Below are 15,978 nucleotides of genomic sequence, written 5' to 3'. Positions count from 1 at the left end.
GACCATGAGCAGTACGATCCCGCTTTCCGCGTCTCCGGCCACTGACCACCACCCCCTCCGAGCCGGCGCGGGGGCCGTCGCCACCACGATCGCCTGCGTCCTACCGGTCTTCCTGGTCGGCGGTCTCGCCGTGCAGATGGGCGAGGACCTCGACTTCTCCCCGGCCGGGCTGGGGCTCGCGGTCTCGGTGTACTTCGGCGTCAGCGCGCTCGCCTCGGTGCCCTCCGGCGCCGCGGTGGAGCGGCTCGGCCCGGCCACGGTGGCCCGCGCCGGCATCCTGCTCTCCGCCGGGTCCATGCTGGCCGTGGCGGGTCTGGCCCGGTCGTACCCGGTGCTGGTCGTCCTGCTGGCGCTCGGCGCCGCCGCCAACGCCCTGGGACAGCTGTCCAGCAACGCGGTGCTGGTCCGGTACGTGCCGCCACGCCGGCAAGGGCTGTCGTTCGGGGTGAAGCAGGCGGCGATTCCGCTCTCCACCCTGCTGGCCGGCCTGGCGGTGCCGACCGTCGCCGTGACCGCCGGCTGGCGGTGGGCCTTCGTGGCCGGCGCGGTCGCCGCGCTGGCCGCGCTGGCGCTCGTACCGGCGGGGCAGGCCCACCCGGGGCGGCCGGCCGGCGACCGGCGGGCCGGTGGGGCGACGGGAGCCCTGGTGCTGGTCGGGGTGGCCGCGACGCTCGCCGCGGGCGCCGCGAACGCGCTCGGCACGTTCCTGGTCGACTCGGCCTCCGGCCGGGGCCTCTCGCCGAGCATGGCCGGGCTGACCCTGACCCTCGGCAGCCTGGTCTGTGTGGCCGCCCGGGTCGGCTTCGGTGCGCTGGCCGACCGCCGGGACGACGGCAACGTCACGCTCATCGCCGGCATGCTCGTGGTCGGCGCCCTCGGGCTGATGCTGCTGGCACTGAGCGGGCCGGTGCCGCTCGTGACGGGCGTGCTGCTCGGCTTCGGCCTGGGCTGGGCCTGGCCCGGGCTGATGACCTTCACGGTGGCCCGGCTGCACCCGCAGGCCCCGGCCGCCGCCACCTCGATCACCCAGACCGGCGTGTACGCGGGCGGCTGTCTGGGCCCCCTGGTCCTCGGCGCGACCGCCACCAGCTTCGGCTACCCAACGATGTGGCTCACCGCAGCAGCGGCCATGCTCATCTCGGCCACCCTGATGCCCACAGCCGCCCGCCTACTATCCCGCCACCCGGGCCCTCACCCTCGCTGATCATGAAGTTATTGCGGCCATCCTCGGCGTGTCGCGGGCAATAACTTCATGATCAGCGAAGCTCGGGGCGGGGTGGGGTGGGGTGGGGTGGGGTTTAGCTGGTGCGGTCGGCGATGTAGTCGCAGAGGGACTCGAGGGCGTGGCGGGACGGGCCCTGCGGGAGGGGTGCGAGCTGGTCGCGGGCGTCCTCGGCGTAGCTGCGGACGGTCTCCCTCGCGCGCTTGAGCGCGGGGGACTCGCGGAGCAGGCCCAGGGCCTCGGCGTGCAGTTCGTCGTCGACCAGCGGACCTGTTGCCAGGACCTCCCGCAGGCGCACCGAGGCTGCGTCGGAGTCGTCCGAGGCGAGCGCGTAGAGCACCGGCAGGGTCGGCACCCCCTCGCGCAGGTCCGTGCCGGGGGTCTTGCCCGACTGCACCGACTCGCTGGCGATGTCGAGCAGGTCGTCGGAGAGCTGGAAGGCCACACCGATGGTCTCGCCGTATCCGGCCAGGGCCTCGGTGTGCTCGGCGGGCGCCCCGCCGAACATGCCGCCGAAGCGGGCCGAGGTGGCGATCAGCGACCCGGTCTTCTCTGCGATCACTTGCAGGTAGTGCTCGACCGGGTCCTGCCCGTCGCGGGGACCGACGGTCTCGGCGATCTGGCCGTGCACCAGTCGGGCGAACGTGCGCGCCTGGAGCCGCACCGCCTCGGTGCCCAGGTCCGCCGAGATGTCCGCAGCGCGGGCGAAGAGGTAGTCGCCGACGAGGATCGCCACCGAGTTGGTCCAGCGCGAGTTGGCGCTCGGCGCACCCCGGCGCACCGCGGCCTCGTCCATCACGTCGTCGTGGTAGAGCGTCGCCAGGTGGGTGAGTTCCATCACCACGGCAGCCGGGACGACATCTGGGCCGGTCGGGTCGCCGAACTGGGCGCCCAGCGCGACCAGCAGCGGGCGGAACCGCTTCCCGCCGGCGTCGACCAGGTGCCGCGCGGCCTCGGTCACCAGCGGGTCGGCGCTCGCCACGCTGGCCCGCAGCTCCGTCTCCACGGATTCCAGCAGGCCCCACACGGACGCCTCGACGCGGGGATCGGCCAAGCGCAGGCCGAGCGCGCCGAACTGACCCGTGCTCTCCCGACTCCGCCGAGCGGAGCCGGTGGCACCTGAACGCTCGCCAGCCGGAATCACCACGCTATCCACCATGCCACACCCGTTCGACCTGCTACGGCCGGGGGATACGGCGACGGGGCCGGCCCGCTGTCGCGTGTCGGCCCCGTCACGGGAAAATCGGTCATCGTACGAATTCAGCTGCCCCGTTGGCGAGGTCGAGCAGCGGGCCCGGGGCGATGCCCAGAACCAAAGTGGCCAGCACACCGATCATGAGGGCCGCCGAGGTGAGCCCGCCCGGCACGGCCACCGTCGGGGTGGACTCGCCCGGCTCGGAGAGCCACATCATCACCACGACCCGCAGGTACGGGAATGCCAGCACCATGCTGGTCAGCACCCCGGCCACCACCAGCCACACGTGGCCGGCGTCCAGCGCCGGGGCGAAGACCGCGAACTTGCTCATGAACCCGCTGGTCAGCGGGATACCGGCGAAGGCCAGCAGGATGAAGGTGAAGATCGCCGCGAAGAACGGCGAGCGCCGGCCCAGCCCGGCCCAGCGGGACAGGTGGGTGGCCTCCCCGTCGGCGTCCCGGACCAGGGTCACCACCGCGAACGCGGCGAGCACCGAGAAGCCATATGCGACCAGGTAGAACATCGTGCCGGAGAGCCCGTCCTTGCTCGGCGCGAGCACCCCGACGAGCAGGTACCCGGCGTTGGCGATCGACGAGTACGCCAGCAGCCGCTTGATGTCGGTCTGGGTCACCGCAAGCACCGCGCCGACCAGCATGGTCAGCACGGCCAGCACACCGAGGACCGGCGTGAAGTCCCACGCCGCCCCGGCGAACGCCACGTGGAAAACCCGAAGCAGGGCACCGAAGGCGGCGACCTTGGTGCAGGCCGCCATGAAGCCGGTGATCGGCGTCGGCGCGCCCTGGTACACGTCCGGGGTCCAGACGTGGAACGGCGCGGCGGCGGCCTTGAAGAGCAGGCCGATGGAGAGCAGCGCCATGCCGGCGAAGAGCAGCACCTGGCTGGCCGGGGACTCGGACACCGCCGCGTGGATGGTGGCGAAGTCGACGCCGGCCGGCCGGCCCGGGATGCCCGACGTGAAGCCGTACACCAGAGCCACGCCGAAGAGGAAGAACGCCGAGGCGTACGCGCCGAGCATGAAGTACTTCATGGCCGCCTCCTGGCTCAGCAGCCGCCGGCGACGAGCCAGCGCGCAGAGCAGGTAGAGCGGCAGGGAGAAGACCTCCAGGGCGATGAACATGGTCAGCAGGTCGTTCGCCGCCACGAAGATCAGCATGCCGCCGATCGCGAAGGTGGTCAGCGGGTAGACCTCGGTCGCCCCGTTGCTCCCCTCGGCCTGCAGCCGGTCGTCGGCCGACTCTGCGGTGACGGCGGCCTGGGCGACGAACGCGCCGCCCCGCTCCACCGAGCGCTCACCGATCAGCAGCAGCGACATCGCTGCGAGGACCAGGATCGCGCCCTGGAGGAAGAGCGTCGGACCGTCCACGGCGATCGCCCCGCCCGCGGTGATCAGCCGGTCGTCGGAGTTCAGGATCACCATCACCAGCGCGGCGAGCACCGCCAGCAGCCCCAGGGAGAGCTGCACGACGTGCCGCAGCCGGCGGGGCACGAAGGCCTCGACCAGCACGCCCAGCAGGGCGGCGGTGAGCATGATCAGGATCGGAGCGAGCGCCGCGTAGTCGATCGACGGCAACTTCAGCTCGGTCATCGTGCCGTCCTTCCATTCGCGACTGCACCGGTCTCTGCCCGCGACTGCGGGACTCGCTCCGCTCGTTCCTCGCGCGGGCGACTGGGGCTCACTCGCTCCGCTCGTTCACTCCTCGCGCTCATCACTTCGCGGCCTCCTGGACGCTGCCGACCTCAGGGGCGGGATCGGTCCTGCCGACGTCCTCCATGGTGGCCCGGACGGCGGGATTGATGACATCGATGACCGGCTTGGGGTAGAAGCCGAGCAGCACGATCAGCGCGATCAGCGGCGCGACCACGACCTTCTCGCGCAGGTTGAGGTCGCGGCGCATCGGCTCGATCTCGGCCAGGGCCGGGTTGAGCGTGCCCTGGGTGGTGCGCTGCACCATCCACAGCACGTACGCGGCGGCCAGGATGATGCCGAGCGTCGCGATCACCGCGACCGGCTTGTTCACCGTGAACGTGCCGATCAGCACCAGGAACTCGGAGACGAACGGCGCGGTGCCGGGCAGTGCCAGCGAGGCCAGACCGGCGAAGAAGAGCACCCCGGCCAGCAGCGGCACCAGTTTGCCCGCGCCGCCGAAGTCACTGATCAGGGCCGAACCTCGGCGGGCCACCAGCATCCCCACCACCAGGAAGAGCAGGCCGGTGGCGAGGCCGTGGTTGAGCATGTAGAGCACCGCGCCGGTGCCGGCCTGGCTGGTGAAGGCGAAGATGCCGACCCCGATGAAGCCGAAGTGCGCGATCGAGGTGTACGACACCAGCCGCTTCAGGTCGTTCTGGCCGACCGCGAGCAGCGCCGCGTAGATGATGCCGATCACCCCGAGGGCCAACGCCCACGGGGCGAACCACTTCGACGCCTCGGGGAACAGCGGCAGGCAGTACCGCAGGATGCCGAAGGTCCCGACCTTGTCCAGCACGCCGACCAGCAGCGCGGCGGCCCCGGCAGGGGCCGCGCCACCGGCGTCCGGCAGCCAGGTGTGGAACGGGAAGAACGGCGCCTTGATCGCGAAGGCGAGGAAGAAGCCGAGGAACAGCCAGCGGCCCGTGCCGGTGGAGATGTCCACCTGGGTCAGCGCCTGCCAGTCGAAGGTCTTCCCGCCGACCACCCAGAGGCCGATCACCGCGGCGAGCATGAACAGGCCGCCGACCAGCGAGTAGAGGAAGAACTTCACGGCCGCGTACTGCCGCTGGTGGCCGCCGTAGCTGCCGATGAGGAAGTACATCGGCACGAGCATGACCTCGAAGAACACGTAGAACAGGAAGACGTCGGCGGCGGCGAAGACGCCGATCATCGTGCTCTCGAGGATGAGCAGCAGGGCGAAGTACACCGGCACCGAGCGCTTCGACGACTCGGCGTCGTGCCAGGACGCCAGGATCACCAGCGGCACCAGCACCGCGATCAGCATCAGCATCACCAGGGCGATGCCGTCGGCGGCGAAGGTGAACCGGGCGTCCCACTGCGGGATCCAGGTGTACGACTCACGGAACTGGAGTCGGTCACCGTCGGCCTTGAAGCTGATCCACATGACGACGGAGAGCACCAGCACCAGCAGCGACCACCCGAAGGCCACCTGCTTGGCCAGGTCCGGCCGGCGGCGCGGCAGGAAGGCCACGACCAGTGCGCCGACCAGCGGCGCCACGGTCAGCACCGAGAGGAACGGGAAGTTGGACATTATGCGGCCTTACCTCCGTCGTCACTGCGTGGTCCGCCGGCGGGGGCGGCCGGGAAGAGGTCGATCACGCCAGCCACCCCGCCTGCACGGCCAGGAACGCCGCCACCACCAGCAGCGCGCCGGTCAGGATGGACGTCGCGTACGACCGGACGAAGCCGGTCTGCAGCCGCCGGAGCCGGCCCGAGCCACCGCCCACCGCGGCGGCCAGGCCGTTGACCAGCCCGTCCACGCCCCGGTTGTCGAGGAAGACCAGCGCCCGGGTGAGGAAGATGCCCGGCTTCTCGAAGACCGCCTCGTTGACGGCGTCCGTGTAGAGGTTGCGTCGGGCGGCGGTGACCAGCACCCCCGCCGGCTGCGGCTCGGTGGCCGTGCCGTTGCGGAACAGGAACCAGGCGAGCCCGGCCCCGGCGACCGTGACCAGCAGCGAGAGCGCCGTGATCACCCAGTGCGCGAGGACGGCCTCGTGGTGCTCCTCCCCGCCGCCCAGCCCGGCGGTCGCCTGCAGCCAGTCCGGCACGGAGGTGTACAGCAGGAAGCCGGCGACGACCGAGCCCAGCGCGAGCAGGATCAGCGGGATCGTCATCAGCTTCGGCGACTCGTGCGGGTGCTCGATGTCCTCGGTCCACCGCTTCGGGCCGTGGAAGGTGAGCACGAACAGCCGGGTCATGTAGAACGCGGTCAGCCCGGCACCGAGCAGCGTGGCCCCGCCGAACAGCCAGGCCGTCCAGTCCTCCCGCTCGAAGGCCGCCACGATGATCGGCTCCTTGGAGAAGTAGCCGGAGAACGGGAACATGCCGATGATGGCGAGCCAGCCCATCATGAAGGTCAACCAGGTGATCCTCATGTGCTTCGAGAGCCCGCCGAACCGGCGGATGTCCACCTGGTCCTTCATGCCGTGCATGACCGAGCCGGCGCCGAGGAACATGTTGGCCTTGAAGAAGCCGTGCGCCAGCAGGTGCACGATGGCCAGCGCGTACGCCCCGCCACCGAGGCCGACGCCGACGAACATGTAGCCGATCTGGCTCACCGTCGACCAGGCGAGCACCCGCTTGATGTCGTCCTTGGCCGCACCGATGATGCAGCCGATCAGCAGGGTCAACGCGCCGACGCTGACCACCACGAGCTGGAGCGTCGAGTTGGCCGAGAAGATCGGGTTCGACCGGGCGATCAGGTAGACGCCCGCGGTGACCATGGTGGCGGCGTGGATGAGCGCCGACACCGGGGTCGGGCCCTCCATCGCGTCCGGCAGCCACGCCTGGAGCGGGAACTGGCCGGACTTGCCGGCCGCGCCGAGCAGCAGCAGCAGGCCGAGCACCAGCACCGTGGTCGCGGTCATCGAGCCGACCCCGTTGAACACCTCGTCGTACTGGGTGGTGCCGAGGCTGGCGAACATGATGAAGATGCCGATGGCCAGGCCGGCGTCGCCGACCCGGTTCATCAGGAACGCCTTCTTGCCGGCGGTGGCCGCGCTCGGCCGGCCGTACCAGAAGGAGATCAGCAGGTACGACGCCAGACCGACGCCCTCCCAGCCGAAGTAGAGCATCACGTAGTTGTTGCCGAGCACGAGCAGGAGCATCGCGGCGACGAAGAGGTTGAAGTAGGCGAAGAACCGTCGCCTGCCCTCGTCGTGCGCCATGTACTCGACCGCGTACAGGTGGATCAGGAAGCCCACCCCGGTGATCAGCAGGACGAAGACCGCGGCCAGCGGGTCGAACAGCAGGCCGAAGTCCACCTTGAAGTCACCGACGACGATGAAGTCCCACAGGCTCTGCTCGACCGACTTGTTCTCCAGGCCGCGCAGCTGGAAGAAGTAGGTCAGGCCGAGCACGAAGGAGGCGCCGATCGCGGCCACCCCGAGCCAGTGCCCCCAGCGGTCAGCCCGCCGGCCGAGCAGCAGCAGGATCGCCGCGCTGACCAGCGGGATTGCCACGAGCAGCCAGACGCTGCTCAGCAGCCCGCTCGCCGTGGCATAGGCGACCGCGCCTGCCGGCTCAGCCGGGGCGTTCATCAGAGTCTCTCCCACCGCAGGGCCCCTCTAGTACTTGAGCAGGTTGGCGTCGTCGACGCTCGCGGAGCGCCGGGTCCGGAAGATCGACATGATGATCGCGAGGCCGACCACGACCTCGGCCGCTGCCACCACCATCACGAAGAACGCCATGATCTGGCCGTTCAGGTCACCGTTGATCCGGCTGAACGTGACCAGCGTCAGGTTGGCCGCGTTGAGCATCAGCTCGACGCACATGAACAGCACGATCGCGTTGCGCCGGATGAGCACCCCCACCGCGCCGATGGTGAAGAGCACCACGGCGAGGACGAGGTAGTAGTCCGGGGTCATGCCTGAGCCCGCCTTTCGTTCGCGACTGCGGGGCTCCGCTCCGCTGCACTCCTCGCGCTCACTGGAGCCCGCCTTTCGTTCGCGACTGCGGGGCTCCGCTCCGCTGCACTCCTCGCGCTCACTGGTCTGTCCCCTTCAACGAGGTCTCCTCGGCGGTCATCTCCCGGACCGGCATGATCTGCGAGATGCCGCGATCGGTCAGCCGGCCGTCGGGCAGGCGGGCCGGGGTGGCCACCGAGGATGAGGTGGCGAAGACGCCCGGGCCGGGCTTCGGGCCGGGGTAGTTACCGGGGGCGAAGCGGGCCTTCATCGTGGCGACCTGATCCATCTTGTCTTCCTTGCGCCGCTCGACGTGCGCCAGCACCATCGCGCCGACCGCGGCGGTGATCAGCAGTGCCGAGGTCAACTCGAAGGCGAAGACGTACTTGGTGAACAGCAGCCGGGCAATGCCCTGCACGTTCCCCTCGGCGTTGGCCTGCTCCAGGCCGACCGCCTGGACGCCGTCCAGCGCCCGGTACAGGCCGCCGCCGAGCAGGCCGGCGAAGCCGAGGCCGAGCAGCACCGCGGCGGCCCGCTGGCCGCGCAGTGTCTCGATCAGCGAGTCCGAGGAATCCCGGCCGACCAGCATCAGCACGAACAGGAAGAGCATCATGATCGCACCGGTGTAGACGATGATCTGCACCATGCCGATGAACGGCCCGGCCTGGAGGACGTAGAACACCCCCAGGCTCAGCATGGTCAGCACCAGCCAGAGCGCCGAGTGCACGGCATTGCGTGCCGCGATCATGCCGATTGCGCCGATCAGCGCCAGCGGGGCGAGGATCCAGAAGGTGACCTCCTCGCCACCGGATACCCCGCCCGCTGCGGCGAGCACCGTCTGCGTGGTCATGCCTCGTCTCCCTTGCCTGCCGCCGCCCGCTGGGCCTGCTGCTCGGCGCCGGGGAAGGTCACCCCGGGATGCTCCTGGACCTGGTACCTGCCCGGGCTGTTGACCGCGTGCTCGGCCCCGGCGGAGGTTCCCGGGTTGGTCAGCGCGCCGATGTAGTAGTCCTTCTCGCTGTCGCCGAGCCGCATCGGGTGCGGCGGCTGCTCCATGCCGGCCAGCAGCGGCGCGAGCAACTGCTCCTTCGTAAAGATCAGGTCCTGCCGATTGTCGCGGGCCAGCTCGTACTCGTTGCTCATGGTGAGCGATCGGGTCGGGCAGGCCTCGATGCAGAGCCCGCAGAAGATGCAGCGGGCGTAGTTGATCTGGTAGACGGACGCGTGCCGCTCACCCGGGGAGAGGCGGTTCTCCTCGGTGTTGTCCCCGCCCTCGACGTAGATCGCGTCGGCCGGGCAGGCCCAGGCGCACAGCTCGCAGCCGATGCACTTCTCCAGGCCGTCCGGGTGCCGGTTCAGGATGTGCCGCCCGTGGTAGCGCGGCGCCGAAACCGGCGGCTTGAACGGGTAGTCGGTCGTGACGACCTTCCTGAACATGTGCGAGAAGGTGACTCCGAATCCCTTGAACGTTCCGGTGATCGCGCCCACGTCACACCTCCCTGGAGTCCGAGCCGGCGGAGACGTTGGCCGGCTCCCGCTCGGCGACCACGCGCTTGGTGCGCGGGCTCGGTGGCACTTGTAGGTCCATCGGTGGCAGCGGGAAGCTGCCGTGCGGACGGCTGGTGGCCTGTTCCTGGAGCGACAGCTTCGGCTTCGGCTTGCGGCTCGGCCAGAGCAGCGTCGCCAGCAGCAGGATGCCCGCGCCGATGCCGGTCACCAGCAGCCGGTCCCTGCTCTGCCAGTCCTCGATCGACCGCAGGCCGGCAAGGACCAGGATCCAGACCAGGTTGATCGGCAGCAGCACCTTCCAACCGAGGCGCATGAACTGGTCGTACCGAAGCCGGGGCAGCGTGCCGCGGAGCCAGACGAAGACGAAGACCAGGGTGATCACCTTGCCGAAGAACCAGAGCAGCGGCCACCAACCGGAGTTGGCGCCCTCCCAGAGGGTGATCGGCCACGGGGCTCGCCAGCCGCCGAGGAACAACGTCGTGGTGACCGCGGACATGGTCACCATCGCGACGTACTCACTGAGCATGTAGAGCGCGAACTTCAGCGAGCTGTACTCGGTCATGTAGCCGGCGACCAGCTCCGACTCGGCCTCGGGGAGGTCGAACGGCGCCCGGTTGGTCTCACCGACGGTCGAGATGAAGAAGATGATGAAGCTCGGCAGCAGCAGGATCGCGTACCAGCCGGGGGCCGGCACCTCGGTGCCGAAGATGGTCAGCCGGGTGGCGTCCCCTTGAGCGGCGACGATCCCGCTGGTGGACATCGTGCCGGCGGTCATGAAGACCGCCACGATGCTCAGCCCCATCGCGACCTCGTACGAGATCATCTGGGCGGTGGAGCGCAGGCCACCGAGCAGCGGGTACGTCGAGCCGGAGGCCCACCCGCCGAGCACGATGCCGTAGATACCCATCGACGAGCAGGCCAGCAGCACCAGCACCGCCACCGGCACGTCGGTGACCTGGAGCGGGGTCTGGTGGCCGAAGATGCTCACCATCGGGCCGAACGGCACCACCGACAGGGCGGTGACCGCACAGACCACCGAGATGGTCGGCGCGAAGAAGAAGACGATCTTGTCCGACGCCTTCGGGAGGATGTCCTCCTTGAAGGCCATCTTCAGGCCGTCGGCGAGGGTCTGGAGCAGGCCGAACGGGCCGGCCTGGTTCGGGCCGGGCCGCACGGCCATCCGGGCGACGACCCGTCGCTCGAACCAGACGCCGAGCAGCGTGGCCAGCACGGCGATGACGAAGGCGAAGACGACCTTGATCAGGACCAGCCACCAGGGGTCCTTGCCGAAGTCGGCCAGCGTCGGGTCCTGTGCCAGGTAGACCGCGTTCACTGGGAAACACCCCCGGTGTTGAGGAGCGGGCCCGGCCGGCTGGCCGCGTCGGCGGCGACCGGGCCGGTCGCGTCCGGCGCGGAGATCCGTACCACCGTGCCGGAGGTCGCGCCGAGGGCGCGCCGCACGGTGGAACCGGGTGAGTTGGTCGGCAGCCAGACGACGCCGTCCGGCATCTCGGTGATCGCCGCCGGCAGGGTGATCGCCCCGCGGTCGGTGCCCACCGTCACCGGGTCACCGTCGGCGACGCCGAGCGCCTCCGCGGTGCCCTTGCCAAGCCGCGCCACCGGCGGCCTGGCCGTCCCGCCCAGGTGCTCGTCACCGTCGGTGAGGCTGCCCAGGTCGAGAAGTTGGTGCCAGGTGGCCAGCACGGCCTCGCCTGCGCCGGGCTGCGCGACCGGGGCCGGCTCCACCGACGGCGCGGACGGCCGGTCGGCCCGGGTGGGCGTCAGGCTGCCCAACTCCCGGCGGATGCTGAGCACATCGCCGGTGCCGAGCTGCACGTCGAGCAACGCGGCGAGCGCGTCCAGGACCCGGCCGTCGGTCATCGCGGCGGTGTGCAGCACCGCCTCGAAGGGGCGCAGCCGCCCCTCCCAGTCCAGGAAGCTGCCGGCCTTCTCGACCACCGGGGCGACCGGGAGGACCACGTCCGCCCGGCGGGCCACCGCGCTGTTGCGCAACTCCAGGCTGACCAGGAACGGCACCGCGTCGAGGGCCGCCTCGGCCAGGCGCGGGTCGGCCACGTCGGCCGGGTCGACCCCGGCCACCACCAGCGCGCCGAGCTGGCCGTTCGCGGCGGCGGCGAGGATGCCGTCGGTGTCCCGGCCGGCCTGGCTCGGGATCACCCCGGCCGCGATGTCCCAGGCCTCGCCCAGCTCGGCCCGGGCGGCCGGCTCGGTGACCGGACGGCCGCCGGGGAGCAGGTTCGGCAGGCAGCCCGCGTCGACCGCGCCACGGTCACCCGCGCGCCGCGGCACCCAGGCCAGCTTCGCGCCGGTACGCCGGGCGACGTCCGCCGCCGCCGACAGGCCGCCGGGCACCTCGCCCAGCCGCTCGCCGACGATCAGGATCGCGCCCGGGGCGCTCAGCGCCTCGGCCACCGTGGCGTGCTCGGCGAGGACGCTCGCCTCCTCGCCCGGAACCACCCGGGCCAGCTTGGCCCCGAGCTTCTCCAGGCCGGGGGTGGCGAACGGCGCGAGCGCGTACACCGTGAGCTTCTTCTTCAGGTACGCCTTGCGCAGCCGCAGGAAGAGGATCGGGCACTCCTCCTCCGGCTCCAGGCCGACCAGCACCACGGCGGGCGCGTTCTCCACGTCCGCGTAGGTGACGTCGGTGCGCCCGGCGACCGTGCTGGCCAGGAAGTCGGACTCCTCGCGGGAGACCGGCCGGGCCCGGAAGTCGATGTCGTTGGTGTTCAGGGCGACCCGGGCGAACTTCGCGTACGCGTATGCGTCCTCGACGGTCAGCCGGCCGCCGGTGAGCACCGCCGTGCCCTGGCCGGCGTCCCGGGCGGCCCGCAGCCCCTCGGCGGCGACGGTCAGCGCCTCGCTCCACGACGCCTCGCGCAGCTCACCGGTTTCCGAGTCGCGGACCAGCGGGTTGGTGAGCCGGTCGAAGGCACGGGCGTACTGGAAGCCCCAGCGCCCCTTGTCGCAGTTCCACTCCTCGTTGACCTGCGGGTCGTCGCCGGCCAGCCGGCGGGTCACCTTGCCGCGCCGCCAGTCGGTGCGCTGCGCGCAGCCGGCCGAGCAGTGCTCGCAGACGCTCGGGCTGGAGACCAGGTCGAACGGGCGTGCCCGGAACCGGTACTGCGCTCCGGTCAGCGCGCCCACCGGGCAGATCTGCACGGTGTTGCCGGAGAAGTACGAGTTGAACGGCACGTCGCCGGCGTCGCCCTCCGCGCCGTACGCGTCGTCCCGGTAGATGTTGATCTCCTCGGCGGACGACCGGCCCATCAGGTCGATGAACTTGTCCCCGGCGATCTCCTCGGAGAAGCGGGTGCACCGCTGGCAGAGCACGCAGCGCTCGCGGTCGAGCAGCACCTGCGTGCTGATCGCCATCGGCTTGACGTACTCCCGCTTGTGCTCGTGGAACCGGGAGTCCGTCCGACCGGTGGACATCGCCTGGTTCTGCAGCGGGCACTCACCGCCCTTGTCGCACATCGGGCAGTCGAGCGGGTGGTTGAGCAGCAGCAGCTCCATGACCCCCTCCTGCGCCTTCTTGGCGACCGGCGAGGAGAGCTGGGTGCGGACCACCATGCCGTCGGCGACGGTCTGGGTGCAGGAGGCCACCGGCTTGCGCTGGCCCTCCACCTCGACCAGGCACTGCCGGCACGCGCCGGCCGGAGCCAGCAACGGGTGGTCGCAGAAGCGCGGAATCTCGGTGCCCAACTGCTCGGCGACCCGGATCAGCAGCGCGCCCTTGGGTGCGGTGACCTCGACGCCGTCGATGGTGAGCGTGACGGTCTCGGTCTGCTTGGCTACGTCGGTCACAGTGCTTGCCTTTCGCTCGCGACTGCGGGGCTCGCTCCGCTCACTCCTCGCGCTCGCATCAGTGCTTGCCTTTCGCTCGCGACTGCGGGGCTCGCTCCGCTCACTCCTCGCGCTCGCATTAGTGCGCTCCCACCAGCTGCTTGTCGGACAGCTTCGGCGCGGTACGTCCCTCGATGTAGTCGAGGTAGTCCTGCTTGAAGTACGTCAACGAGGAGGTCACCGAGCTGGTCGCACCGTCGCCCAGGCCACAGAACGAGCGGCCGAGGATGTTGTCACAGGTGTCGAGGAGGGTGTCCAGGTCCTCGTGGGTGCCCTGGCCGGCGAGAATCCGCCGGTAGACCCGAACCATCCAGTAGTTGCCCTCGCGGCACGGAGTGCACTTGCCGCACGACTCGTGGTGGTAGAACTCCAGCCACCGGTACGTCGCGTAGACCGGGCAGTCCTGGTCGGAGAAGATCTGGGTGGCCGTGGTGCCCAGGATCGAGCCGGCCCCCGCCACCCCCTCGAAGTCCAGCGGCACGTCCAGGTGCTCGGCCGTGAGCAGCGGGGTGGACGAGCCGCCCGGGGTCCAGAACCGCAGGTTGTGCCCCGGCTGCATCCCACCGGCCAGCTCCAGCAACTCGCGCAGCGTGACGCCCATCGAGCACTCGTACTGGCCCGGGTTGGCGATCCGGCCGGAGAGCGAGTAGATCATCGGCCCGGAGGACTTCTCCGTGCCCATGGTCTTCCACCACTCGGCCCCGCCCAGCACGATGTACGGCACGCTGGCGATGGTGCCGACGTTGTTGACCACCGTCGGGCTGGCGTAGAGGCCGTGGGTCGCCGGGAACGGCGGGCGCAGCCGGGGCTGGCCCCGGAAGCCCTCCAGCGAGTCCAGCAGCGCGGTCTCCTCACCGCAGATGTACGCCCCGGCGCCCGAGTGCACCACCAGATCCAGGTCGAACCCGGAGCCGAGGATGTTGCGCCCGAGGTAGCCCTTGGCGTACGCCTCCTGAACGGCGTTGCGCAGCCGGCGCGCGGCGTGCACCGCCTCGCCCCGGATGTAGATGTACGCCCGGCTGGCCCGGATCGCGTACGACCCGATGATCACGCCCTCGATCAGCGAGTGCGGGTCGTGGGTCATCAGCGGCAGGTCCTTGCAGGTGCCCGGCTCGCCCTCGTCGGCGTTCACCACCAGGTAGTGCGGCTTGCCGTCGCCCTGCGGGATGAATCCCCACTTCAGGCCGGCCGGGAAGCCCGCGCCGCCACGCCCGCGCAGACCGGAGTCCTTCACGAGCTGGATCAGGTCGTCCGGGTGGGCCTTGAGCGCCTTGCGCAGGGCGGCGTAGCCGTCCAGCTTCTCGTACGTGCCGATCTGCCAGGCGTCGGGCGACAGCCAGCGCTTGGTCAGCACCGGGGTGAGCCTGGCCAGGGTCTCCGGCCGGGGAGTGGTCACTTCTGGGCCTCCTTGAGGGAGCGCTCCTGGGCGTCGGCGGAGTCACCGGCGGGTTTGCCGTCACCGGCCGGTGCGTTCGCGGCGGTGCCCGCTGCCTCGGCCTTCTGTGCGTCGCGCGGGGTCGGGGCCGACGAGTCGACCGGCACCTTCGTGCCCGGGGCGTCCGGCACGGCGGTGTGGGCGTCCGGCTGCCGGGTCTCGGCGGCCCGCACCTGGGGCGACTTGTGGTCCGGCGCCTTCACGTCGGGGGCGGTGCTGCCGGTCGCGGGAGCGGTGGGGGTCGCAGCAGCGGGGGCCGCCGGGGTGGGAGTCGCAGCAGCGGGGGCCGGCTGGGCCTTGGCGGCCTCGGCCTTCGCCTTCGCCTCGGCGGCGGCCTTGTCGGCCTCGGCCTTGCTCCGGATCGGCGTGTTCGGGTCGAAGCCCGGCACCGAGATGCCGTTCTGCTCGGCCAACCGCAGGCCGCGCAGGCTGGGCTCACCCGGGCCGCCGTCGGCGACCGCGCCCTCGCGCTCGTCGGCGAAGCCGGCGAGCTGCACCGCCATCTCCTTGAGCGTGCAGAGCCGGGCGCCGCGGGTCGGCATCGGCCGACCGCCGGAGCGCAACTCCTCGACCACCCCGAGGGCGGACTGCGGGTCCACGCCGTCGAAGAAGTCGTAGTTGACGGTCATCACCGGGCCGTAGTCGCAGGCCGCCAGGCACTCGGCGTGCTCCAGGGTGACCTTGCCGTCGGCGGTGGTCTCGTCGTGGCCGACGCCGAGGTGCTCGGCGAGGGTGTCATAGACCTCCTGCCCTCCGAGCACGTTGCACATCGTGTTGGTGCAGACGCTGACCAGGTAGTCGCCCGTCGGCTTGCGCTTGTACATCGTGTAGAAGGTGGCCACCGCGCCGACCTGGGCCTTGTTCAGGCCGAGCACGTCGGCGCAGAACTCGACGCCGGCCGGGGAGACGTACCCCTCCTCGGACTGCACGAGGTGCAGCAGCGGCAGCAGCGCGGACCGGGAGCGGTCGGCCGGGTACCGGGCGATGATCTCCCGCGCCCGTTCCCGCGTCTGCTCGGTGAAAGTCGTCGTCATCGGTGTCGCCCTTCGTTCGCGACTGTGCGGTTCTCAGCCCGCGACTGCGGGGCTCGCTCCGCTCGCTCCTCGCGCGGGCGGTTGG

General features: G+C 70.8%; 12 protein-coding genes. 1 reads left to right on the top strand and 11 read right to left on the bottom strand.

The genetic code is table 11. From position 1 onward, the window contains the following. The first annotated feature begins 4 nt into the window (after positions 1-4). Complete coding sequence (locus tag SNR22_RS16505) at positions 5-1,204, top strand: MFS transporter (RefSeq protein ID WP_320067453.1); 1,200 nt, start codon at positions 5-7, stop codon at positions 1,202-1,204. 94 nt (positions 1,205-1,298) lie between these two features. Here the strand turns inward: SNR22_RS16505 and SNR22_RS16500 are convergent, their stop codons facing one another. The 11 genes from SNR22_RS16500 to nuoE all read right to left on the bottom strand — a co-directional run bounded on the left by SNR22_RS16500 (position 1,299) and on the right by nuoE (position 15,893). Beyond that, positions 1,299-2,381: a polyprenyl synthetase family protein gene (locus tag SNR22_RS16500; protein WP_320067452.1), complete on the bottom strand. Its 1,083-nt coding sequence runs from the start codon at positions 2,379-2,381 to the stop codon at positions 1,299-1,301. An 88-nt stretch (positions 2,382-2,469) separates the two neighbouring features. After that, positions 2,470-4,023 carry an NADH-quinone oxidoreductase subunit NuoN gene (gene nuoN, locus SNR22_RS16495; RefSeq protein WP_320067451.1) on the bottom strand — a complete coding sequence of 518 codons (1,554 nt, stop codon included), beginning with the start codon at positions 4,021-4,023 and terminating at the stop codon, positions 2,470-2,472. Between the two features lie 121 nt (positions 4,024-4,144). Continuing rightward, positions 4,145-5,677 (bottom strand): NADH-quinone oxidoreductase subunit M, encoded by a 1,533-nt coding sequence (locus SNR22_RS16490; protein ID WP_320067450.1) that lies wholly within the window; start codon positions 5,675-5,677, stop codon positions 4,145-4,147. 64 nt (positions 5,678-5,741) lie between these two features. Continuing rightward, positions 5,742-7,685, bottom strand: coding sequence for an NADH-quinone oxidoreductase subunit L (gene nuoL / locus SNR22_RS16485; RefSeq protein WP_320067481.1), 1,944 nt, complete (start codon positions 7,683-7,685; stop codon positions 5,742-5,744). A gap of 27 nt (positions 7,686-7,712) precedes the next feature. Continuing rightward, positions 7,713-8,012: an NADH-quinone oxidoreductase subunit NuoK gene (gene nuoK / locus SNR22_RS16480; protein WP_320067449.1), complete on the bottom strand. Its 300-nt coding sequence runs from the start codon at positions 8,010-8,012 to the stop codon at positions 7,713-7,715. Between the two features lie 118 nt (positions 8,013-8,130). Continuing rightward, on the bottom strand, positions 8,131-8,901 hold the full coding sequence (locus SNR22_RS16475) for an NADH-quinone oxidoreductase subunit J (RefSeq protein WP_320067448.1): 771 nt from the start codon (positions 8,899-8,901) through the stop codon (positions 8,131-8,133). Continuing rightward, positions 8,898-9,539 carry an NADH-quinone oxidoreductase subunit NuoI gene (nuoI, locus tag SNR22_RS16470; protein WP_320067447.1) on the bottom strand — a complete coding sequence of 214 codons (642 nt, stop codon included), beginning with the start codon at positions 9,537-9,539 and terminating at the stop codon, positions 8,898-8,900. The genes SNR22_RS16475 and nuoI overlap by 4 nt, the downstream gene beginning before the upstream one ends. Before the next feature lies 1 nt (position 9,540). Then, on the bottom strand, positions 9,541-10,893 hold the full coding sequence (nuoH, locus tag SNR22_RS16465; RefSeq protein ID WP_320067446.1) for an NADH-quinone oxidoreductase subunit NuoH: 1,353 nt from the start codon (positions 10,891-10,893) through the stop codon (positions 9,541-9,543). Continuing rightward, the gene (locus SNR22_RS16460; protein WP_320067445.1) at positions 10,890-13,385 is read right to left on the bottom strand and encodes an NADH-quinone oxidoreductase subunit G; all 2,496 of its coding nucleotides are present in this window, start codon (positions 13,383-13,385) and stop codon (positions 10,890-10,892) included. Before SNR22_RS16460 ends, nuoH begins: the two co-directional genes overlap by 4 nt. A gap of 118 nt (positions 13,386-13,503) precedes the next feature. Further along, positions 13,504-14,820, bottom strand: a complete 1,317-nt coding sequence (gene nuoF, locus SNR22_RS16455) for an NADH-quinone oxidoreductase subunit NuoF (RefSeq protein WP_320067444.1) — start codon at positions 14,818-14,820, stop codon at positions 13,504-13,506. Next, entirely contained in the window at positions 14,817-15,893 is a 1,077-nt protein-coding gene (gene nuoE, locus SNR22_RS16450) for an NADH-quinone oxidoreductase subunit NuoE (RefSeq protein WP_320067443.1), read from the bottom strand. The genes nuoF and nuoE overlap by 4 nt, the downstream gene beginning before the upstream one ends. Positions 15,894-15,978 lie beyond the last annotated feature (85 nt).

Source organism: Micromonospora sp. RTGN7 (assembly GCF_033804645.1).
Classification (GTDB): domain Bacteria; phylum Actinomycetota; class Actinomycetes; order Mycobacteriales; family Micromonosporaceae; genus Micromonospora.
This window is presented reverse-complemented; position numbering and strand designations above follow the sequence as displayed.

What these genes read in the sequence shown, in the direction of transcription:
- SNR22_RS16505 (WP_320067453.1), top strand. Translation starts at nt 5, where the DNA reads ATGAGCAGTACGATCCCGCTTTCCGCGTCTCCGGCCACTGACCACCAC.
- SNR22_RS16500 (WP_320067452.1), bottom strand. Translation starts at nt 2,381, where the DNA reads ATGGTGGATAGCGTGGTGATTCCGGCTGGCGAGCGTTCAGGTGCCACC.
- nuoN (WP_320067451.1), bottom strand. Translation starts at nt 4,023, where the DNA reads ATGACCGAGCTGAAGTTGCCGTCGATCGACTACGCGGCGCTCGCTCCG.
- SNR22_RS16490 (WP_320067450.1), bottom strand. Translation starts at nt 5,677, where the DNA reads ATGTCCAACTTCCCGTTCCTCTCGGTGCTGACCGTGGCGCCGCTGGTC.
- nuoL (WP_320067481.1), bottom strand. Translation starts at nt 7,685, where the DNA reads ATGAACGCCCCGGCTGAGCCGGCAGGCGCGGTCGCCTATGCCACGGCG.
- nuoK (WP_320067449.1), bottom strand. Translation starts at nt 8,012, where the DNA reads ATGACCCCGGACTACTACCTCGTCCTCGCCGTGGTGCTCTTCACCATC.
- SNR22_RS16475 (WP_320067448.1), bottom strand. Translation starts at nt 8,901, where the DNA reads ATGACCACGCAGACGGTGCTCGCCGCAGCGGGCGGGGTATCCGGTGGC.
- nuoE (WP_320067443.1), bottom strand. Translation starts at nt 15,893, where the DNA reads ATGACGACGACTTTCACCGAGCAGACGCGGGAACGGGCGCGGGAGATC.